This is a genomic window from Arthrobacter sp. PAMC 25486, assembly GCF_000785535.1.
Taxonomy (GTDB): domain Bacteria; phylum Actinomycetota; class Actinomycetes; order Actinomycetales; family Micrococcaceae; genus Specibacter.
On the sequence record NZ_CP007595.1, the window covers coordinates 3,708,282 to 3,730,504 of the forward strand.

Genomic DNA, 22,223 nt, shown 5'->3' on the forward strand with positions numbered 1-22,223 from the left:
GCTCAAGTTTTGGTTGACATCTGGCTCCAAGATGTCGTTGGTCTCTGGAGTTAGTGAAACATCTGCATCTGGCCGATATGGTCTGGCAGGATGTGAAGATGACTACTGTTGTGCGGAAGTACGCACCCAAAGCCCTTTGGCTCATCATCGGCGCTCTCCTGACAGCAGCAACTTTGGTGGTGGGCCTGCTGGTCTGGCATCAGGTCAAGCCGCTAACTGATGGCGTGCAGCTCGGAACCGAAGGTGCTTCGGTTGCTGTCGCATTTCCTTCGTCTTTAGGAACCAAGGCTGCGATCAAGCCCACTGCGCCTACGGAAGAGATGATCGAGGCAGCTCCTAACTCATTTAAACTCGTCGGGGTTGCAGAGTTTGAGGTGACTCACGGCGAGTTTCCGGAAGCGGGTGCTCTGGTATCGATTAACCTCCCGGCGCCTTTGGCAGAGGGCCATGAGCTGCTCATTACGCACTGGAATGAAGACGTAAAGACTTGGGAACCGGCAACTACTGACCTGTCTGCCGACAGGATGATTGCGACTGCGCAAGTGCCTCATTTTTCCAAATATGGATTTTGGGATTATCTATTCAATGCGGCCAATCAAGTGATGGGCAACGCGGCAACTACGGGAGTCACCTGCGATGCGCCGCTACCAGACTGGGTGGAGCCGGAGTTCTTTGACGACATTAATGGACCGGTCCTTTGGTGTGGTGGCAGGGACGCCTACAACCCGGACATCCTGGTCGCGAAGTTGAAGATGAACAGAGGGTACGCGGCGAAAATCACCACTGCGCTCGACCCAGAGTATAAATGGTCAGATCTCTGGGACGGGATGGGCCCGGAAACAATGGTAAACATGCTGGCCATGGCCAACCTGTCCTCAGTGAACAAAACGACCAACGATTACATCGTGCAGCCTTTGGGCGAATATAGCTTTGGCTTCAACAGGGGGGCCGTCGAGAAATTCTATGCCGATGGCAAATGGGACAAGCCACTTATCGAAGTCAGCGTGGGGTGGGTCTATACGGCGTTTGGTTTTCTGTACAGTGAATTGAAGGATGCGGTAGGCGGCGACGTTGCCGCAACTTTCACCGCCCTGGCTCTGGCCCAATGCGCCTATGATGTCAACGACGGTGTTGTCGGAACGGACTCAGTCAGCCTCTTTACGACATCGATGAGTTGCATCGAGACTAGTCTCGACGGTCTGCACAATGGTGCTCTGGCGTTTCTGACGAAGAAGTTGCCTAAAACATCCAAGACGGCCTTGGCGAATCGCCTCAAACCAGCGGCCGCGAAGATGAAGACGATTCTGAAGATCTATTCCGCAGCTTCAATGGCCACCCGGATTATGACCTCAGTCGGTGACCAGGGATTGACGGACATCACCCGTCAATTCCTCTATAGCCCCTCGCTTAAGGCGATCCAGGACGCCGCCGCCGCAAAGAAGTCGGCTTCACTCCAAACCTTCACAACGACCAGTGCGGACCTGACGTTCAGCTTCAAATACCCAGCAAGTTGGGCGGTTATTGAGAGCGACGTTGGTCTCAAAATTCTCAACGCTGAAGGGGAACAACTTGGGCATCTGCAGGCATTGTTGGTTTGGGGCTCTGAGGGTTTGCCAATAACTATGCCTATTCTTGATCCCATGCACACTGGGAGTTTTATAGTTCAGGAACCCTGCACAGATTGCACCCTAACAGTCACTTCCAAGATACTCGATGCAGCTCAAGCCACAGGGGCAGCCGATTACCCTTTACCTAAGCCTCCAATGGAGGTTCTCAACTGGCCCAAACGTTTCGGTGTATTCGTTGCGCCTGGCAAGACAGTGCAGCCTTCGACAGTGGACCCCCGATTGACCTATGCCGTACTGGTGCTTAATCCGACGGAAAGGAACTCTTTCGGCTATGAAAGCCGAGTGCTGCTGGTCGGTGGGCGGAAGTACTTCTCTACGTTGCCGGATGCGCAAGCGTGGATGGAAAGTGATGAGCACGGCCAGCTCGTGGACCTCATGGCTTCGATTCGCGCCAACACACCCTTTAAATAGGCCATGCAGTCAACGCCGGACAGTCTTGGCTCTGTTTTGACCCGTCGTTCACACATTCCCACAATATTGCGTACCCCCAGGTTGCGTCCCGTGGAGTGGTGGAGTTTTCCTCAACACCGTGCGGGTCAGTGCTTTGATTATGCTGCAGTGAGTTCTGGGAGCAAAATTCCTTCTTCTACTGGGGTGGGCGTTGTGGTGCTCATGGTCTTGAGTTCGGTCATGGAGGCTTCGGAGAGGTAGCGGCGGTCCCCGGCTTCCCATTCATCGTGTTGCTCGACGAGGACGGCGCCGGCGAGCCGGAGCAGGGCTGTGGGGTTGGGGAAGACCCCGACGACATCGGTGCGCCGTTTGATTTCCTTGTTGACCCGTTCCATGAGTTGGTAGACCAGATCTGGCGCCAGTGCCGGGTCGGGAAGCCGGTGAACGCGAGCACGTCTTCTCGGGCGTCGCCGAGCATTGCGGCGACTTTGGGATGGGATTTTTGCAGCATTCTGGTGACTTCATCGAACTGGGTGTTCACGTGTTCGGCGTCGGGTTGGGCGAAGGCGGTGCGGATGATTGAGCCGACCATGTCCTGGGATCCCTTGGACACGATCGAGAGCACGTTTCGCATGGAATGCACCCGGCAGCGCTGCCAGGAAGCTCCCTGGAAGACCATGGCGATGGCCTTCTTCAAGCCTATGTGGGCATCGGAGATCGTCAGCTTCACCCCGTCGAGTCCACGGGTTTTCATGGAACGCAGGAACGCGGTCCAGAACCCTTCGTTCTCGCTGTCGCCAACATCGAAGCCCAGGACTTCCCGGCGCCCGTCCGCCGCCACCCCGAAAGCGACCACGACGGCTTGGGAGACGACCCGGTGCCCGACCCTGGCCTTGCAGTAGGTCGCATCGAGGAACACGTACCGGTAGTCCATGGTGGAGAGGTCACGGTCACGGAAAGCACCGACTTCATGGTCCAGGTCCTCGCAGATCCGGGAGACCTCGGACTTGGAAATCCCGGTGTCGGCCCCGAGTGCCTTGACCAGATCGTCGACCTTGCGGGTGGAAAACCCGTGCAGATAGGCCTCCATCACCACGGCGTAGAGGGCCCGGTCAACACGACGGCGCCGTTCGAGCAACGCAGGGAAGAACGAGCCATTCCGCAGCTTGGGAATCTTCAGGTTCAAATCCCCAGCCGTGGTCGTCAAAGTCCTGGTTCGGGAGCCGTTGCGCTGGGTGGTGCGCGCCTCGGAGCGTTCGAAGGGGCCGGCGCCGATGAACACGGTGGCCTCAGCCTCGATGAGTTGTTGATACAAGGTTTCGGTCCCGGTACGGATCCGGTCGGAGACGTCGGTGAGTTTGAGTTGTCCCAGAAGATCGAGCAGGGCAGACTGGTCTAGAGCCATCGTGTGTTTGTGTCCTTTGTGAGTAACTTTGATCGGTTCTCACTGACCATCGCACGATGGCTCTTCACGTCGGAAATCCGATACTCAGACGCCGGGAACTACACCACTCCACGGGACGTAACCGAGATGTCACCGTGGTCGATCGAAGTTTGGCTCGCACGGTGTCGTGGCCTTGTCCATTCCTATGCTTACTTCAGTTCCATTTCGATGAAAACGAACTCGTCGAGTCCGTCATTGACGACGTAGTGCGTATCCGGTTAGCTCAGGTTGACTGGATGTCCATCCGAAGTTGCGCCAACCATGGACGTTTCAGGAGCGCCAGAATGGGTTCTGCGACGAATAAGACTGATTCGAGCTCGCTTGACGGCTGCCGCTGACCCAACCTGAGCAAACCGGATACGCATTGACGACGTTATGTTCACCTCCGGCTGGCCGCTGGTATGAGCTGCCCAAAGACAATTCGTTGACAGTAGCTCCGTATGGTGTGTGTAACGTCAGCTGGCCGGTGTTCATCGGGACCACGACGTAGTCAAATTCGTGAATGTGCCATCCTGTTTCCGAATTCGGAGGAAATCTCCATTCGGTAACCCGCACCCGGTCGTTGTCAATCTATATGGTCGCTTGGGCCGTCTGTTGTAGCTGACGCTCTGTCATGGTGGTACGCCTACTCGACGGTGATTTTTGCGGCCTTAGTTGCAAAATGCATGGATACGAAGCTGATGATACCCAAGACCGCCAGATATGCGGCGATCGGCCACCATTGGCGTCCCGACCAGGCATACAACCCGGTTGCAATGAAGGGAGAGAGTCCTCCTGCGAACACGGCAGCCAGCTGATAGCCCATTGAAACGGCACTGGTACGAATCTCCACCGGAAAGAGCGAACCCATGATCGCCGGCTCCAGTGCGAACATGGCACAAGCAATGGCAATGGCAGCCGTCATGGCCAAGGTGATCACCACAAAATTTCCGGTGTTGAACATCAGGAAGAAAGGGAAAGCGATGACGATGGAAGCGGCGGCCGCCCACAGAAAGAGCCGTCTATGACCAACTTTCTCTGACCATGTGCCAAATAGTGGGATGAGAACAAACTCGACGGCGGAGCAGATGAGCACAGCACTCAGGAGCGGCCCCTTTTCGAGCCCCAGGGCATCCACGCCGTAAGTCAAGGCAAAAACGGTCACAACATAGAAGACCGAATTTTCTGAGAAACGGATGCCGGCGGCCAGCAGAATGACACGCCAATGCTCGGTGATGGCAGTCTTGACCGGCATTTTCTGAACTTTTCCTGTTTTGAGCGCGTTCTCGAATTCAGGCGATTCATCCAGGGTCATGCGGATAACCAAGCCAACAATCACCAGAACGAAACTTGCAACGAACGGGATTCGCCAGCCCCAGCTCAGGAACTGCTCATCCGGCAACATGGTCAGCAGGGCAAAGGCGCCCGTGGAAAGAATGGTTCCAACTGGAACACCCATTTGGGGTATGGAACCAAAGAATCCTTTCCTCCCCTTGGGGGCGTGCTCGACAGCCATCATGACGGCGGCACCCCACTCACCGCCAACACCGAAGCCTTGGATCAGGCGGAGCATGACCAAGAGGATGGGCGCCCAAACGCCAATCTGTGCATAAGTGGGCAGCAATCCGATGGCGGCGGTGGCAAAGCCCATGATGAGCAAGGTGACGACGAGGATCTTCTTGCGCCCAACCTTGTCGGCCAGATTTCCAAAGATGGCCCCACCCAGCGGACGGGCAGCAAAACCCACCCCGAATGAACCAAAGGCTAGGAGCGTGCCAATGAGCGGGTCAGCGGACGGGAAGAACACTTTGCCGAATACGAGGGCTGATGCTGTGCCGTAAAGAAAGAAGTCGTACCATTCGATGCTGGTGCCGATGAAGCTCGCGACCGCCACTTTGGTGGCCGAGGACTTCTTAGCGGTTCCGGGTTTTCCCGGGACGAGTTGCTCTTGAACTACCATCATTTCTCCTTTGAAAGTTGGTGCCGACGCTGTGGGGCATCTAGATATTGAGACTAAGAGGTGACGGCCGAAAACCACCCTGTCCGGTGTGGACAGTCCATGGAATGAAATATGAATCATGGATATTGTTCGCAGTGTTCTCGACCGCTGTCCGTCGGGGTTGGGCCGTGGTCGCCGGTATCGCCGTGTACTACCAGGTGAAGAACCCTTGCCCGCTCTTGCGACCAAGTTCCCCGCGCGCCACTTTCTCACGGAGAATTCGGGGCGGCTCAAAGCGCGGGCCGAGCGTCCGGCTCAGGTGCTCACTGATGGCGAGCCTGATGTCCAGCCCCACCATGTCAGTCATGCGCAATGGTCCGACACCGTGCTGGTACCCCAGAACCATCCCGGCATCAATATCTTCGGCAGTGGCGATCCCCTCCTCCACCATTCGCATCGCTTCCAAACCCAGCGCAACGCCCAGTCTGCTCGTGGCAAAGCCGGGCGAGTCCTGTACAAGGATTGGCTTGCGGCCTAGGCTGACGGTGCATTGGACAGCCAGTTCAACGGTCTCCGGCGAAGTTTGCGCACCGATCACCAGCTCGATCAATTGTGTTGCCGGCACCGGTTGAAAGAAGTGCATCCCCACCAAACGCTCGGGCCGAACCAGGCCAAGGGCCAGCTCGGAAATGCTCAGCGAGCTGGTATTGGAACACAAGAGCCGGGGCTGCAGGACCTTCTCCGCGTTCGCCAATACCTGCCCCTTGAGCTCGGCGGTCTCGGGCACGGATTCGATGACAAAGTCGGTGCCAGCGACCTCTTCCACTCGTTCGGCCAGCTGGAGTCTGGTGGTGCGGTAGTCCTGACCGTCTTGCGCGGCGAAAATCATCGAACCGGCATTGTTTCGCTGCTTGTCGGAGGGGTCAACCAGCGCCACCTTCCACCCGGTAGCAAGAAACGTCTGTGCGATCCCGGCACCCATGGTGCCCGCACCGATAACGGTCACATGGTTGCCAAATATGTCATTGGTCATGGACATGGTGCCCCCTAAAGTCGAGGTGCAAGTTGGAGTCCGCCAGCGACATGGAGCACTTCGCCGGTAATGAACGATGCGTCAGCACTGGCAAAGAAGGCCGTCGCATTGGCGACATCCTCAGGGGTGGCAACCCTGCGCATCGGCGTCATACGTGCATAGCGGGCAAAATTTGCGACCCGCTCCCCGCCCATGCCCATCGCGTCCACGAAGGACGTATCAACCGGGCCGGGCGCCACTACATTGCAGGTGCCGCCGGTTTCTCCCAATTCCTGTGCCATGGTTCTACACAATCCCACCACACCGGCCTTGGACGCGGTGTAGGCCGGATTTCCGCCGGAAAGCCAGGTGCGGGAGCCGATCATGATCACGCGCGCAGCAGTGCTCTTGAGCAGGTGGGGCATGGCAGCCGAACTGACCACGAACGCGCCGCGCAGGTTGATCGCCATGGTCCGATCGAAATCTGCCAAGGCCGTGGTGGTCATGCCACCGGTGGGCGCGATGCCCGCATTGTTTACGACGACGTCGAGTCCGCCCAGCGTTTCGTGCACCTTCGCCATCGCCGTAGTGACGGAATGGTCATCAGAGACATCCATGTGCAGCGGCACCGAGCGGGGGATTGTGGCACAGACTGCGGCGGCCCGCTCGACGGCGGCATCTGTGACGACAACGGTGAACCCGTCATTTCCCAATCGCCGGGCAATTGCGGAGCCAAAAGCTCCGCCGGCTCCTGTGACCAGGGCGATCCTTGATGGTGCAGGCATATTTACGGTCCTTTCTAACTGATGCTCAGAGGAATCTTATGCGGCGACGAGCCGAACTGCTGCTTCCTGCCTGAACCCCGTAATGATGCGGCGAAGGCCGGTGAATTTGGAACGGAGCACGGGATCTTCAACGTCCACGTACAGGGGCCCGCCACCCAGTTCGCCAAGTTTCTCAGGAGTGCAGACGATAAAAACATCCTGCGGGTCAAGCTGGTGCAATATTTGGGTATCAAGCTGCTGATTGCCTCGACCAAAGAGGAATCCCTGGCCGCCAATGGGGGACAGCACTACCTGTATACGTTGTCCGCGCGTTAAATCGTGCAGTTGTGCTGCGGAACAATCGGCGGCGACGACCCGGCCGCGGTGCACTACGTCCACACCCAGGAGGGTCGACTCCAAGTTGAGTCCGCCGGCAATCGCCGACACTGTGGTGCCGGGCCCCAGCAGGCACATTGCATCAGGATCCATGCGGGCGTGGCATTCCTTGGCCAGCCCGGCCAGGGAATCCTGGGATTCAGGGCGGGAGCCCAGTTTGCCGCCCTGCACCTGGCGCCCCGAACCGAGTACCTTCACACGTTCATACAGGACGGAGGAAATGATGCCCTCGCGGCGGGCCTGTTCATCAATGTCGACGATTTCGGCAGTGCTAGTGGTGGCCCTGCCCTGTGCCAATTGCGCAACCAGGGCGGCGGCGGACTCGGGGGATCTGGCAAAAACGCCCGACTGCATTTTGACGCCTGCCGGGATCCCCAGTAGAACATCGTCCGGGCCGAGGCGTGCGGCGACATCCCGGGCGGTCCCATCGCCGCCCACAAACGTGATGACGTCCAATTCCATTGCCGAAAGTTCCGTGACAACGGCACGCGTGTGGGAGGCCGTCGTCCTCCCGGAGACAGTGACCGGGACGACGACGGTCGGCTGGCCCAGCCCCGTCTGCCGGGTTGCATCCTCCCCCAGCGGACCGGGACCGCACACCAGCTCATGGCGAACATTGAGACGGGCGAGTTCACGCAGAAAACTCACTGCCCGGTCCCCACTGTGGGGGACAGCTCCCCGTCGCAGCGCTTCCCGCTGGATGTCTTCCCCATCGCTGCCCTTGAGCCCGGCCGGCCCGCCCAGCCCCGCGACGGGGTTGACGACCAAGCCGACGCGTATTGCCTGCCCGAGCGGGTTCATCGGTGATGGGCCTTGGGCGGGCGCTGCCTTTGCGTCAGGTCCGCCGCTGCCTGCCAGCGTGGCGGGGCTGGAAACTTCTCACCGCCGTACTTTCTACGGTACGCGCGCCAGGACGTGGCCCAAGTGTCGGGGTCCGTCATTGCATCTACGTCAACGGTGTGGATGCTGCTGCGGTGGGGTGCGCTGTGCAACAATTCCGGGTTGGTGCGTGCTTCCTGGGCGGTATGGCGCAATGCGGCAATGTACTCGTCGAGCTCACGCTTGGAATATGACTCGGTGGGTTCCAAGGTCACAGGTTCCGGGACGATATACGGGTGATGGCTCGTCCAATAGTGGAAGCCGTAGTCGGCCATGCGGGCACCGATTTCACCGGTCGTAATACCGGTCTGCGCCGTCAGGTCAGACCAGCTGTAGCGCACCTGCTCCACCCGGTGCTGGCCCTCAGAATAAGGGACACTGATACCGTCGATTTTCAGGACTTCGGCGAGTAGATAATTGTTGTTTAAGACTGCGATTTCTGAAACCTGACGCAGTCCCTCCGGGCCCAACGAGCGGATCCAAGCGTAGGCGCGGATCAAGTTCGGAATGACCCCATGGAACGGGCGGACATCGGCGGTGGCCGCGTCGTCCTGCGCCGTCAGCGTGTAGCCGGTGTCACTGGGACGAACCCGGCGCCCGGGCAGGAATGGCGCCAACTCGGCGGTGGCTCCAATAGCTCCGGCAGCAGGACCTCCACAGGCGTGAGGCGTCGAGAATGTTTTGTGCAAGTTGAAGTGGCACAGGTCAAAGCCGGCTTCCCGTGCCCGGGTGATTCCCAGCAGCCCGTTGGCATTCGCTTGGTCGTAGACGCATATGCCACCCACCGCATGCACTGCATCCACGTACTCGGTGATGCGCGGATTGAAGATGCCCGTGTCCTCGGGGTTGGTTATGAACAAGGCCGCAGTCCGCTCGGACAACACCGATTTGAGCGCCTCAAGGTCGGGGAAGCCGTTTTCGTCGGGGTACAAGGTGATCACCTTGTACCCCGCGGTTTTGGCCGTCGCAGCATTTGATGGGTGGGAAAAGATGGTGGTGATCACCTCATCGCGGACCTGCCCGGCGCCCCGGTCCGCATGGTAGGCCTGGACGATCTTCACGTTGCCATAGATGGCAGCGGACCCCGATCCTGCCTGCAGGCTGACTGCATCCATGCCCGAGATTTCCGCCAGATAATCTTCGAGTTCGGACAGGACCTGCAAGGTGCCCTGGACGGTGGACTCGTGCTGAAGCGGATGCATGTGCACGGACTGTGGCGAGCGGACAAAGCGCTCGTTAGCCTTGGGGCTGTACTTCATGGTGCAGGTGCCCTGGCCGATGTCCACGTTCAGGTCCGCGCCCAAAGTTTCCTGCGAGAGGCGCAAATAATGCCGGAGCACCTGGGACTGCCCAATTTGCGGCAACGTCAGAGCTGCCGTGCGGCGGAACGACTGCTCAGGCGTGCCCTGAAGATCGGCGGCCTCGACGACGGGCACGTGGATCCCTTGATGCCCTTCCGCATGGAGCTGGAAGATCAAAGGCTCATCCCATCGAACGGCCTGATATTCGCGCAAAAGCGGTTTTTCGACCGTAAAAACAGACTCCCGCTGAGTCTCGGCCCGTGGGGTGGCCGGATCGGTAGGAACAGATTCGAGTGGAGTCATTTCACGATGCCCTTCAGTGCGGTGGCCAGCTGGTCAATGTCAGTAGTTGAGGTTAGTTCCGTGACGCAAACAATCGCCGTGCGCTCGGAATCGATCGAGTCCGCACATTCAGGGGCCAACACCGCCTGAATCTCTGCCCCGCCATAGATGCCCTGCGCCAACAAAGCACTATTGACCTCCGCCACGTTTTGGCTGCGATAACGGATGGCGAACTCGCGCCAGTGCGCTGTGTCTTCGTGCAAGACCGCAAGGCCATCGATGCAGGCAAGGGCCCGCATGGCGTATCGGGTTCGGCTGGCGATTGTGTCACCAATGGCACCCATGCCAGCGGGGCCCATGAGCGCCAGGTAGGCGCCGGCGGTGATGCCCCAGAGTGCCGCAGCCGTCCCCACCCACTCGACGCCTTCATCACGCATGGCCAGCGACGTACGCTCATAGGCGACATCGCAGAACCCCAATTCTCCTGCCACCCTAGTGGGGGCAAGCCCAAACAGACGGGAGGGAAACTCGAAAACGAACCTTTCGTCGTCGTGCGTGGCAATGAAGCCGCCATTGGCACCGCCAAAGTGCATGCCCAAACCCAGCGATTGAATGTCGCCGCACACGATGTCCGCGCCCCAGGAGGCTGGGGATTCCATGAAACCCAGGCTGAGCGGGTCCGTGGAACAAACCATTATTGACCCGTTGGCGTGTGCAGCCGCCGCAATCAGTGAAGCCTCCTGTTCGATCGCGCCAAAGATGTTGGGAGTTTCCAGGAAAACGGCGGCAGTGTCATGATCCAGCAGGGCCAGAACATCGTCGGCATGGACATGACCAGTTTCCGGGCGTACCGGTACATAGGTGACGTCCATGGCGCCAGCTAAGAAGGTGTCGATCTTGGCCCGTTTGCCACCGGCAATGGCCTCGGAGACAATGACGCGCGGACGCCCAGTGATGCGCCCCGCCATCCGAAGGGCAGTGGCGGCCGCCTGGTAGCCGTCATAGGTGGGGACGTTCACCACATCCATTTCCAACAGTTCCGCCATCAGCGATGTGTATTCATAGATGGCCTGCCATTTGCCATGGTCTTCATAGGGCTCGCCGGCATATGCGGTCAGGAATTCGGCACGTTGGTTGATTTCATCACAGACAGCCGGCACATGGTGGTTGTAGCAACCCGACCCCAAAAAGGAGAGCACATCCGTGGTTGGCGTGTTCCGTGACAGGAGGCGTTGCATATGGCGGTCCAGCTCGGCCTCGGCGCTCAACGCCGGGGGCAGGTCCAGGGGAGCAGTGAGGCGCAGCCCAGCGGGAATGCTGGCGAAAAGCTCCTCGATTGAGTGGACGCCAATCACCTCGAGCATGGCCTGTTTCGTTGCCGGTGCGGAGTTCGGAATATAGGGGTGAACGGGCGTTGAAAGTTGGTCCATGGATACCTCCTGGATAGTGTGCTGTGACGGACCGCCAATGGCAGGTTTCATTTGAATCTACGGAGGTATCTTGTCGATTCAGATATCCAGAACGGACAATTCTGCTGAATCCTTATACGTCATGTCTAAGCTGGCTCTTCGACGCACTGCCTAGAGTGGAACCCATGAAGCTGGATTTCCTGATTAAGAACGCAAATATCCTCACCATGAACCCGGCCCGGCCCTGGGCGCATTCCTTGGGCGTATGGAACGGGCGCATTGCCGGACTTGACGACGACGTCACGGCACTGCCAACACACCGAACCATTGATCTTGGCGGGTTGACGGTGACACCTGGATTCCAGGATGTGCACAACCACATGGCGGCATTTGGGCAACAGCTGCAGGAGATTGACGCCAGCGGGTTCACGTCGGCCGAGGAACTCTATGATGCCGTGGCCGCCAGCGCTGCGGAGAATCCCAACCGTGAATGGATCACCGGTTCCGGCTATGACCAGACACGCATTGGAGGACACCCCGAACGGCACAAGCTTGATGCTGCGTCGCAAGGACGAAAGGTCATGTTCATACACCGGACTTCTCACATGCTGGTGGCGAGTACGGCCGTCTTTGAGACCGTCGGTGCCATGCACCCCGACTATCCAGTGAGGGCTGGCGGTTTTCTTGAGCGGGATGCCGACGGCATACCCACCGGTCTCGTGGCGGAGCAGGCAATGGCGCCTTTTAGGGATCTTCGCAAACCTTTCAGTGAACTGGACTTGGTTACCGCACTGGGGCTAGCCAGTGAACAGTATGTGGCGGAGGGGTTGACATCAGTGGCGGAGGCCGGAATCGGGGCTTCCCCCATTGTGGGGTCCAGCCCCGTGGAGCTCGCAGCCTACCAGCGCGGCCACGAATCAGGCGCCATCCGCGTGCGAACACAGCTCATGGTGGCCATGGAGAATTTTCACCCCCTGGCCACGGCTCCTTCCGACGGGTACAGCCAAGGAATCGACCTGGGAATGCATACGGGGTTTGGTGGAGAACGGCTCAGCATTGGCCCGGTCAAAATATTCACCGACGGCGCTCTCATGAGCCGCACCGCATCCATGACCGAGAATTTCTGCGGACACAACCATGCCGGAGTCATGCAATTTGGTTTTGAGCAGTTGCGGGACCTTGCCGTGGCGGCACACACCGGAGGCTGGCAGCTGGCCGTGCACGCCATTGGCGACCACGCCGTTGACGTCGCGCTGGATGTTATTGCCGCAGCAACCGCCTCGAAGCGACGCCCGGATCCGCGCCACCGGATTGAACACGCATCAGTCGTGCGCGAAGATCAGTTGACCCGATTTGTTGAATTGGGTGTCATTCCTTCGCCGCAGGGACGGTTTGTCCATGAGCTTGGCGACGGTGTTGCCGAGGTCGTTGGAATCGAGCGGATGCCATGGACCTACAGGCACAAGTCGTTCCTGGACGCGGGGCTTGTGGTGCCGGGCGGTTCCGACCGTCCAGTGGTCAAGGGTGCTCCGTTGCCCGCCATGCAAGCAATGGTGGAACGGCTGACATCCTCAGGACGGGAGTTCTCCCGGCACGAGGGCGTCTCAGCCTTCGAGGCGTTGCGGAGTTATACGGTGCATTCGGCTTTTGCCTCCAGGGAAGAACATTTCAAGGGATCCTTGAAGTCCACTTATGTGGCCGACCTGGTGGTGCTGGATCAAGACCCCCTAGCAGTCCCCACGGAGGCGATCGGCCATATAAATGTGCTGGCAACGATCATTGGCGGTGCTGTCGAGTTTGACCCGCAAGGCATCATGGCCGGCTAGGCCCCTCGGCCTGGGCCATCTCGCGGAACTCAGATGCCAGCCACAATTCAAGAAGATCCGAGGCGTTGTTCAGGTCCCGGCCTGTGAGCTCGGAGATTTTTGCCAGACGGGCGCGCATCGTATGGCGGTGGACGCCAAGCTGAATCGCGGCGGATTCAACATTGCTGGCATTCTCCAGAAACGAGCGCAGGGCCAGAACCAGTTGCGACGTGCCTTGAAGATCCTTGTCGTCCAAGGGCTGCAGGACGGCGTCCGCGAAATTGGCCCGTTCTGCGGGGTCGCCAAGCATCAGCATCGCCCGGTAGCCGCTGCTGCCCTGCAACGCGATGAAAGGGACGTTGCGGCTTTTTGCAAGGTCTCGTGCACGGGCGGCCTGGCGCAGGCTCAAGGCCGAATTCTCTGGATTCACAACGGTGCCCATGCCGACAGGACCGGTGCCGGCTTTGGCGAGGATTTCAGTGAGGGCAGCGGCGACCTCTTCGGTGGGATCACAGAGGAGCATGATCAATTCGCCTGCCCTTCTCCGGGTCAGCACGTCAGAGCAGGCATCCTTGAGCCCAGACACGATGGCAGTGACCAGCGGGGCGCTGGTGCCTTCCGGCAAGGAAACGCACTGGACGGTGGTGCATTCCACCCCGGCTCGGGCAAGTCGGACTGTGGCCTCAATGGGGCTCAAGTTTCCGGCGGTCAGGGCGTCGACGGCGCGGCCCCGGGCCACCCGGTTCTGATAGTTTCCGGAATGGCGCAGTTCCAGGAGCACACACAAAAGTGATGTCACCATGCTAAGGATCGCCCGGTCGTAGGTGGACATTTGGCCGCGTTTGACGGCGATCATGACGCCCCGCAGCCGACCTTGTGTGCCAAGCGGCGAGACGACTGTCGCATCGACGGCATCGTCGGTGGTGATCGACCAGCGAAGGCCGTCAAACATGCGGTCCCGGATCTCATCTCGCCGCAGCTCAAATTCGTTCTGCGCCACGGCACCGCTGCTGGCCACGAGGCGAAGTGTCGGGTCGTAGACGGCGGAGATGAAGCTCGTGTTCGATGCGAACGCCCGCAGGACGGCGTCCACACCGTCTGGGGAAACCGCCGCTTCGGACAACTGGCGTTGGGCCAGGAGGGCTCGGCGTAACGGTTCCGTTTGTTCCTGGTTGAGCGCGTCACTGACACGGCGGACCACTGATTGCAACGCCGTGTCTTCTGGCACATGCACAAGCACAAGGCCGGACGCATCCGCCGCATCCACCAGCATGGCGGGAATAGTGTTGTGCGGGAGTGAGCCCCCGGTGCTCAGGCCCAAGGCGGCAACGCCTGTCGCGGCCAAGCGTGCGCAGTAGTCGAAGGTGTCGGTTGGGTCACGGAACAGGTCAAGCCCCGTGGTGAGTAACAGTTCTTGTCCAGCGAGCCATGGTGTGGGGTCGTGCAGCTCGCTGACATGGGCCCACTTGACCTCCGGGTCCGCACTCCGTGGTCCTGCAACACGGGTTAAGCCAAGCTCTGGGAAGACTAGGACGGTGGAAAGTCTCAACAAGGGCTCTCATGCTCCATTCGCGGTGTAAGAATCCGCATAGTTCCCTGCCTGGTGCAGCAGTCCGGGGTGTTGATTACAAGCCTGATCCTTCGATGTGCCAAGGGCGCTATCCGCACTGGATAGACAAGTCTCCAGAATGTACTTGGCGGATATTCGAGTGACCACCATCTCATGAAAGTCTCATGTGAGGCAAAGCACATCGGCGGACGGTCCGCACTTACAAAGGAGACACAGTTGAGCACCAACACCACTTCGCGTCGCGCACTAAACCGTGTCGCCGCATCAGCCTTCGCTGGCACGGCAATGGAATGGTATGACTATATTTTGTATGGCACGGCATCCGCCGTCGTTTTTGCTCATTTGTTCTTCCCTTCACATGATCTGGCTGTGGCGACCATGTTGTCATTTGCGACCTTTGCCGCGGGATTCGTGGCACGGCCATTGGGTGCCATCATCTTTGGCCATCTCGGCGACAAATTGGGGCGCCGAACCGCGGTCATCGGCTCGATCGTCTTGATGGGTATCTCCACAGGAGTAATCGGCCTGCTTCCGAACTATCCGGCCGTGGGCATCATTGCGCCGCTGGCGCTGCTGCTGCTTCGGTTGTTTCAGGGCATCTCCGCTGGCGGCGAATGGGGAGGAGCAATGGTGTTGGTTCTGGAGCATGCGCCGAAAAAGAAGCACGGTATCTACGCAGCGATTCCCCAGCTTGGCTCACCCGTAGCTACACTGCTCTCCACGGGTGCGCTGGCCATCGTGGCAACGCTTCCCAACGACGACTTCCTGACTTGGGGCTGGCGTATCCCCTTCCTGATGGCATTCCCCTTTCTTGGGGTGGCGTTGTACCTTCGCTTCCGTGTCGAGGAATCCCCAGTCTTCAAACAGATGCAGGCCGAGCATGTCGTCGTCAAGGTGCCCCTTGTTAGCGCCATCCGTCATACGGGCGGCCGCATGCTCCTTGGTGGCATGGCAGCGCTGCTGGGCGGTTCGGGCTTCTTCATCATGACCACATTCATGATCAGCTACGGCACCAACGTCTTGGGTTTTGAACGTCAAACAATGCTCAACGCCACGCTATTCGGGGCGGTGGCCCAGATCGTCGTCATCGTTGTTTCGGGGCGGATGGCAGATAAAATCGGTGCTTGGAAGGTCTGCGCCGGCGGGGCGCTAATCTCAGCTTTGGCCGCGTTCCCGGTATTTGCGCTGGTGGACACGGGTAACGCAGCACTTGCCACTCTGGGTGTCGTCCTCGGGATGGGGGCCTTGACCATCCCCTACGGTCCCATCGGTTCCCTGCTCTCAGGCATGTTTCCCGCCCAGTACCGGTACAGTGCCATGGCCGTCTCCTACAACGTTTTTGGCATCATTGGAGGTTTCCTGCCCATCATTTCCCAGGTCCTGCTGGTTCAGACAGGCAACGCGTCCTGGGGTGTTGCGCTCTTGCTTATGGGAGTGTCCCTCATCAGCATGGTCGGGGCCATAGGTGCAGGCTCGCGCGGCGTGGCGGCCAAGCGGGCCAAGGAGGACATCGCCGAGCAAGCTCGCGGAACGTCCGACTCCGACGACGACATGGTGCCAGCCTAGGCCGACACTGTATTGCCAGGCCGCACCGGGTCCGTCCCGGCCGAACGAACCAACAAGAAGGAAGAATTCGTGAAGACCACATCCGCACAGGTGGGCGAATCGCCCGTGACACAGATCAGTGCCGGCCACTTGATCGTCAAACAACTGGAATCACTCGGCGTGCCGCGCGTCTACTGCGTCCCAGGCGAAAGCTATCTGGACACACTGGACGGACTATACGATTCCAGCATTCGCACAGTAGTTTGCCGGCAGGAGGGCGGCGCCGGACTCATGGCGCTTACGGAGGGCCGGCTCACGGGGCTCCCAGGTGTTGCTATGGTGACACGCGGCCCGGGCGCCGCCAATGCGATGATCGCCGTTCATACGGCGTGGCAAGACGCGACACCAATGTTGCTGTTTGTGGGTTTGGTGCCCACCCACCAACGTGACCGGGAAGCGTTCCAGGAGTTCTCCCTGCAGGGCTGGTTTGGCACAACCGCCAAGAAAGTATTTGTCTTGGACACCCCGGAACAAGCCGCAAAAATCGTCGCGGAGGCTGCACACCTGGCTGTCTCCGGGCGACCGGGGCCCGTGGTCATTGGACTGCCGGAAGAAGTGCTGCGCCACAATGTGCCCTTTGTAGTGGAGAAACCACGAGCGCTGCCCGTGGGGGACGCTGGCGCACACTCCCATGCCGCCGTCGTGCAATATTTGAACGAGGCCCAGCGGCCCCTCATTATTGCTGGCGGCGAGGGATGGAAGGCGTCCTCCGCGGAGGCGCTCGCCGCCTGGGCAGAAGCGAAGTCCATTCCTGTAGCCACTGACTTCCGCGCCTATGACGTGATCGATAATTCCAGTCCGGCCTTCGTGGGCATGTTGGGTTACGGCCGGGACAAGAACCTTAGCGGTTATGTGGACCGGGCTGATTTGATCATCTATTTGGGTGCGCTCCACACCGACGTGCTGAGCGACGGCTATTCAATCGGCAACGGCGCCCGTACCGTGGTTGTCTCGGCAGACCCCGGCGTCAGGGCGCACAGCGGCACCATCGACCTGCAGGTTCTGGCTTCACCAGCACGTTTTGTTGAAGATGCGGTGGAGATTGCCGGGACCCGGCGGAACGACATTGACGGTTGGATGGCGGCCGGACACAGTGCCTGGCAGACGTATTCCACAGCCCTTGAAGACGGCGGCATCGGCGTGGACCTGAGCCAGGTTATGGCAACCCTGCACCGAATGCTGCCGCGCGACGCCGTCGTGACGTACGGGGCTGGGAATCATGCCATCTGGCCCCAGCGCTTTCTCGCCTCCCACCAGTACCCGTCGGTGGTGGCACCGAAAAACGGTGCCATGGGAGTCGGCATCCCCGCCGCGGTCGCTGCCAGCTTGGTCTTTCCGGAACGGCAGGTGATCTCCGTGGCCGGAGACGGCTGTTTCCTCATGAATGGCCAGGAGCTGGCGACAGCGGTCGCCGAACGCACACGACTCATCGTGCTCGTCGTGGACAACTCCTGTTACGGCACCATCGTCCAGCATCAGGAGCGGGACTATCCGGGCCGACCCAGCGGAACATCGCTGGAAAACCCCGATTTTGCCACTCTGGCACGGGCTTACGGAGCCTTCGGGGTTCAGGTTAAAGACGCCGCGGACTTTGCCGAAGCATTTGCTCAAGCTCTTGAGTTTGACGGGCCTGCCGTGCTGCACCTCATTACAGATTCAACGACCCGCGGACCCGCGGTCTAGCGAAGGAAACCAGACTATGATCACCCTTGGAAATGTCATTGACGGCCAAGTCGTCTTTAGCGACATCAACCTGCCGTTTCACAACCCCGCCACAGGCCAGCAAATTGGTGTGGCCCCGGACAGCTCACCGGAACAAATTGACGCCGCCATCAACGCGGCATCACGTGCATTCCTCGGCTGGAAGAAAAGTACCCCGTCGCAGCGGCAGAGGGTGCTCCTGCAGCTGGCCGACTTGATCGAATCAAACGTGGAGTTGTTTCTGGATGCGGAGGTTGCATGCACCGGAAAGCCCCGCGCCGCAACCCGCACCATCGAGATACTGCGGTCAGCGGATCAACTAAGATTCTTCGCCGGCGCGGCGCGGACCCTCTCCGGAAATGGGCAGGCGGAATACCTGGAGGGGTTCAGCACTGTGACACGGAGGGAGCCCATCGGGGTGGTCGCCCAGATTACACCGTGGAACTATCCGCTTATGATGGCCGTTTGGAAGATCGGCGCCGCATTGGCGGCGGGCAACACCTTGGTGATCAAGCCTGCAGACACAACGCCCTACAGCACGGTCCTGTTGGCCCAGATGGCCCAGCAGTTTCTGCCCAAAGGGGTACTTAATGTGGTTTGCGGGGGGCGTGAGGCGGGCGCCGCCTTGGTGGCACATCCTCGCCCGGAGCTTGTGGCCATCACGGGCAGCACGCGGGCCGGCAGGGAGGTCATGACCAGTGCGGCCGAATCTTTGAAGGATGTCCATTTGGAGCTCGGCGGAAAGGCGCCAGCCATCGTGTTCGACGACGTGGACGTCGAAAAAACAGCGAAGTCACTGGCCATCCATGCATTCTTCAACGCCGGTCAGGACTGCACTGCCATCACCCGTGTTCTGGTACACGAATCCATCTACGAGGAAATGTGCGCCCAGCTTGCCAAAGCGGCGGCAGCCACTACCTACGGCGGACCCGAGGAGGGTGCCATGGATATCGGCCCCCTGAACAGCCCTGCCCAGCTGGTGCGTGTCAAAGAGTACATCGACCAACTGCCAGCCCATGCGAAAGTGCTGGCAGGGGGAACTGTCCACGGTCCCGGGAATTTCTTTGCACCGACCGTGGTCGCTGACGTCCGCCAGAACGATGCCATCGTGCAGGAGGAGTTGTTTGGGCCGGTCGTGACGGTGCAGGCAATTCGAAGTGAAGAGGAGGCCGTGGTCCTCGCCAACGACAGCGATTATGGCCTGGCGGCCAGTGTGTGGACGCGAGACATTGGCCGAGCCAACCGGGTCATCAATGCCCTGGATTATGGGGAGACCTGGATCAACTGCCATCAAGTCTGTCCGGCGGAGGCTCCCCACGGTGGCTTCAAACATTCAGGCAACGGCAAAGACCTGTCTGTTTATGCGCTGGAAAGCTACACTCGCGTGAAATCGGTGACGACCTCATTGGCATAGGGCATGTCGCATTGTTGGAGCAGCCAGATGAGGACTGAAAAAGAGGCGACTCCGGAGCGGTAGGCGATTGTGAGCTTGTCGCAGCGATTGGCTATGCTCCGCCAATGCATCACCAGACAACGCGACGCGCAACAACGCCGCAGATGCCCGCGTCTCCGTCTCCGGAACGCGCATCGTCCTACAGAATCTGGTGCAAAACGCGATCCGCTATGCAGGTTCTGCGGGACCCATCGAGGTACACGCACACAGGGGCCCGACCTGGATCCGGCTCGAAGTACTCAACGGTGGAGCGGGAATCCGGGAGCCAGAGAGGGCGGCGGGCACATTCCATCGCGAGGCAGGCCAAGAGAATCCCGGCACCGGACTTGGCGTCGAGAATACGGCGCAAACAATCGAGTATTTAGGCGGTGGGCTGAAGTTGTTGCATCGGGCGAGGGAGGGGAGTGGCACACTCGCGCATGCCACGATCCCGCTCGACGAGCCCTCTGAGGAACCCCACACCTTGTCCCCCTCACTTGAGGTCTTCCTGAGGCACCTGTGCGGTGGTATATCCGGAGCACGGACGTCAAACGGTACCTGGCCACGCATGTCCAAAGTACTGATTGGGGCCCCGTGTTTTTCGGGATCCAGGTGTTGTTCGAAGGGCGCCAGACCATCACTAACGGGCCGGATGCGTGCCTTTACAGCAGGAGGTGGCTGACATGCGCAGGAATTGGACGGATCTGTCCCGGATGTGACATCGAATGTTTTGGCAGCAAAAATTAATTATCCCAAACCGTAGATGGATGCAACCGAATCATTAAATTGAATGATAACTGCCATCTGTTCAGTACCATCCATTGTTATGCTTTCGTCGTACTGCCAAAGGCCAGGAAAGCCTTTTGGCAACACTGCATTGCCCCCTGACCCGCCAGAAACCTCGTGTCATGAAAATTCGAGGTTAGGAAAGAGAACCTGCGAGCAAGAAGCGGTAAACGAACATTATGATTCCCCTAGTTATCGAAAAATGTTTGCGCTGCAATGATGTGCGGGCATCACGGACTTCGGCTTCGTAGCCCCATCCTGCGTTTAGAGGAGCCCAGTTTCTCTAGCCAAGGTCACTGCTTTGGCGCGGCTCTCAACGTTGAGTTTGGTGAACAGATGCACCAGATGAGTCTTCACCGTGGCTTCAGTGACGAAGAGTTCCCGGGCGATCTCACGGTTCGATGCCCCCGTTTCCAGAAGCTTCAGAACTTCAAGTTGACGCTCGGTGAGCTGCAAACGCGGGTGGCGCATGCCGTGCACAACGCGCTGCGCCATCTCCGGGGCCAGCACCATGCCACCGCGTGCAGCCTCCTTCAGGGAAGAGATAATGGTCGATGGAGTGACGTCCTTGAGCAGGTATCCGGCGGCACCTGCTTCGATGGCGCGGAGAATCTCCACGTCGTGGTCGAAGGTGGTCAAGATGATCACAGCAGGTGCTTGCCGTTGGCCACGCAGTGCCGCCGTGGTTTGAACACCATCGATGCCTGCGCCTAAACGTAGATCGCACAGCACCACGTCAGGGTTCAGATGTTCAGCCAACGCGATCGCTTCCTCACCAGAGGCGGCCTCGCCCACCACCACGACTTGATTATTGAGTTCGATGAGGGTTCGCAGGCCTGTGCGCACCACGGGGTGGTCATCGACTAAAAGCACAGTTATTGCCACTGTCAGCTTCCATCCCTGGGGTGCAGAGCAAGTGGGACATGGGCCGAAAGCGCGGCACCATCGCCAGGGCTGCTCTCCACATCCAGGCCGCCGCCGAGTTCTCGCAATCTGGCCCGCATCGAGTGCAGACCATACCCGCCAGCACCGGTGCCGCTCAAGGGCTCAAAGGTGGTGTCCCACGCGGGGACGTCGAATCCGCACCCGTCATCGACGATGTCAAGGCGCACGGAATCACCGGCGTCGGCCAGATTCAACACGACTCTCGTCGCCCCTGCGTGCTGTCTGACATTGGCCAGCGCGGATTGCGCTGTGCGCAGCAACGCGACCTCGACGGCGGTGGGCAACACCGGCAGCCGCTCATCGATACGCACTTGTGTCTTCAGACCGCTTTCGGCCTCAAGACGGTTTAGCATGCGTCCCAGCGCGCTTGCCAAGGCCCGATCTTCGAGTTCGGCAGGTGCCAGCGCGGAAACGATCCTGCGTACGTCGCCCAAATTGTCACGGGCCAAGGCATCGATCTGTGACAGGGTACGAGGCATGCGCTCCTTAGCCCCGTTCTCCAAAGCAACTGTGGCTAGGAGGGAAATTGAGGACAGTCCTTGAGCGATGGTGTCATGGATATCGCGTGAGATGCGGGTGCGTTCCTCGTGCGCCCCGGACATCCGCTGCGTTTGAGCGAGTTCTTCTTGCAAGGCAACCATTTCTTTTTGGGCATGCATCAGCGAAATAACGAGTCGCTGGCGCTCTCGAAGGTCGTTGGCCAGTTCGCTATAACCGCGGGCGATGCTCAGCGCAAACACGCCGCCGAGTATGGGGCCAACGATCCCGGCGAAGTTTACGGCGCCATATTGGAGGATAGGGGCTGCGGTGACCATCCCCACCACCACGGCTGAGAAAACCACCGCCCAGCGCCAGGGCAGGATATAGCCAGCGAGCAGCCAGAGAGGGAAAGCCAGCCAAGCGAATTCAGCTGAAACGCTCACGGCTGCGAACCAAAGAAGAGCCAAACCGAAGAG

15 protein-coding genes and 1 pseudogene are annotated in these 22,223 nt (G+C 59.5%); 6 read left to right on the plus strand and 10 right to left on the minus strand.

Going from position 1 to position 22,223, the window contains the following annotated elements:
- Positions 1-53: 53 nt before the first annotated feature.
- Entirely contained in the window at positions 54-2,039 is a 1,986-nt protein-coding gene (locus art_RS16895) for a hypothetical protein (RefSeq protein ID WP_038466724.1), read from the plus strand.
- Between the two features lie 137 nt (positions 2,040-2,176).
- Here art_RS16895 and art_RS16900 read toward each other — a convergent pair.
- The 7 genes and pseudogenes from art_RS16900 to gcvPA all read right to left on the minus strand — a co-directional run bounded on the left by art_RS16900 (position 2,177) and on the right by gcvPA (position 11,444).
- Positions 2,177-3,423, minus strand: a pseudogene (locus art_RS16900) (IS256 family transposase).
- A gap of 664 nt (positions 3,424-4,087) precedes the next feature.
- Positions 4,088-5,521 carry an MFS transporter gene (locus tag art_RS16905; RefSeq protein WP_216699555.1) on the minus strand — a complete coding sequence of 478 codons (1,434 nt, stop codon included), beginning with the start codon at positions 5,519-5,521 and terminating at the stop codon, positions 4,088-4,090.
- 70 nt (positions 5,522-5,591) lie between these two features.
- Complete coding sequence (locus art_RS16910) at positions 5,592-6,413, minus strand: 3-hydroxyacyl-CoA dehydrogenase family protein (protein WP_216699556.1); 822 nt, start codon at positions 6,411-6,413, stop codon at positions 5,592-5,594.
- Positions 6,414-6,427: 14 nt separating this feature from the next.
- Positions 6,428-7,177 carry an SDR family NAD(P)-dependent oxidoreductase gene (locus art_RS16915; RefSeq protein ID WP_038466730.1) on the minus strand — a complete coding sequence of 250 codons (750 nt, stop codon included), beginning with the start codon at positions 7,175-7,177 and terminating at the stop codon, positions 6,428-6,430.
- 36 nt (positions 7,178-7,213) lie between these two features.
- Positions 7,214-8,353, minus strand: coding sequence for an ATP-NAD kinase family protein (locus art_RS16920; RefSeq protein WP_038466732.1), 1,140 nt, complete (start codon positions 8,351-8,353; stop codon positions 7,214-7,216).
- Positions 8,350-10,035, minus strand: coding sequence for an aminomethyl-transferring glycine dehydrogenase subunit GcvPB (gene gcvPB / locus art_RS16925; RefSeq protein ID WP_082000378.1), 1,686 nt, complete (start codon positions 10,033-10,035; stop codon positions 8,350-8,352). Before gcvPB ends, art_RS16920 begins: the two co-directional genes overlap by 4 nt.
- On the minus strand, positions 10,032-11,444 hold the full coding sequence (gcvPA, locus tag art_RS16930) for an aminomethyl-transferring glycine dehydrogenase subunit GcvPA (RefSeq protein ID WP_038466735.1): 1,413 nt from the start codon (positions 11,442-11,444) through the stop codon (positions 10,032-10,034). Before gcvPA ends, gcvPB begins: the two co-directional genes overlap by 4 nt.
- Positions 11,445-11,608: 164 nt before the next feature.
- Between gcvPA and art_RS16935 the strand changes: the two genes are divergently transcribed.
- Positions 11,609-13,249: an amidohydrolase gene (locus art_RS16935; RefSeq protein ID WP_038466738.1), complete on the plus strand. Its 1,641-nt coding sequence runs from the start codon at positions 11,609-11,611 to the stop codon at positions 13,247-13,249.
- Here art_RS16935 and art_RS16940 read toward each other — a convergent pair.
- Complete coding sequence (locus tag art_RS16940; RefSeq protein WP_038466741.1) at positions 13,236-14,780, minus strand: PucR family transcriptional regulator; 1,545 nt, start codon at positions 14,778-14,780, stop codon at positions 13,236-13,238. The genes art_RS16935 and art_RS16940 overlap by 14 nt on opposite strands.
- Positions 14,781-15,014: 234 nt before the next feature.
- Here art_RS16940 and art_RS16945 point away from each other — a divergent pair, with 234 nt between their 5' ends.
- The 4 genes from art_RS16945 to art_RS23380 all read left to right on the plus strand — a co-directional run bounded on the left by art_RS16945 (position 15,015) and on the right by art_RS23380 (position 20,218).
- Positions 15,015-16,364, plus strand: a complete 1,350-nt coding sequence (locus art_RS16945) for an MFS transporter (RefSeq protein ID WP_253901394.1) — start codon at positions 15,015-15,017, stop codon at positions 16,362-16,364.
- 69 nt (positions 16,365-16,433) lie between these two features.
- Positions 16,434-18,086, plus strand: a complete 1,653-nt coding sequence (locus art_RS16950) for a thiamine pyrophosphate-dependent enzyme (protein ID WP_253901395.1) — start codon at positions 16,434-16,436, stop codon at positions 18,084-18,086.
- A gap of 16 nt (positions 18,087-18,102) precedes the next feature.
- A complete protein-coding gene (locus art_RS16955; RefSeq protein WP_038466743.1) occupies positions 18,103-19,518 on the plus strand; it encodes an aldehyde dehydrogenase family protein in 1,416 nt (471 codons plus the stop codon).
- Between the two features lie 172 nt (positions 19,519-19,690).
- Entirely contained in the window at positions 19,691-20,218 is a 528-nt protein-coding gene (locus art_RS23380) for an ATP-binding protein (protein ID WP_082000380.1), read from the plus strand.
- A 368-nt stretch (positions 20,219-20,586) separates the two neighbouring features.
- Here art_RS23380 and art_RS16960 read toward each other — a convergent pair whose 3' ends face one another.
- Together art_RS16960 and art_RS16965 are read right to left on the minus strand one after the other, a co-directional pair.
- Complete coding sequence (locus tag art_RS16960) at positions 20,587-21,207, minus strand: response regulator transcription factor (RefSeq protein ID WP_038466746.1); 621 nt, start codon at positions 21,205-21,207, stop codon at positions 20,587-20,589.
- 2 nt (positions 21,208-21,209) lie between these two features.
- Positions 21,210-22,190: a sensor histidine kinase gene (locus art_RS16965; protein WP_253901396.1), complete on the minus strand. Its 981-nt coding sequence runs from the start codon at positions 22,188-22,190 to the stop codon at positions 21,210-21,212.
- Between the last annotated feature and the right edge of the window lie 33 nt (positions 22,191-22,223).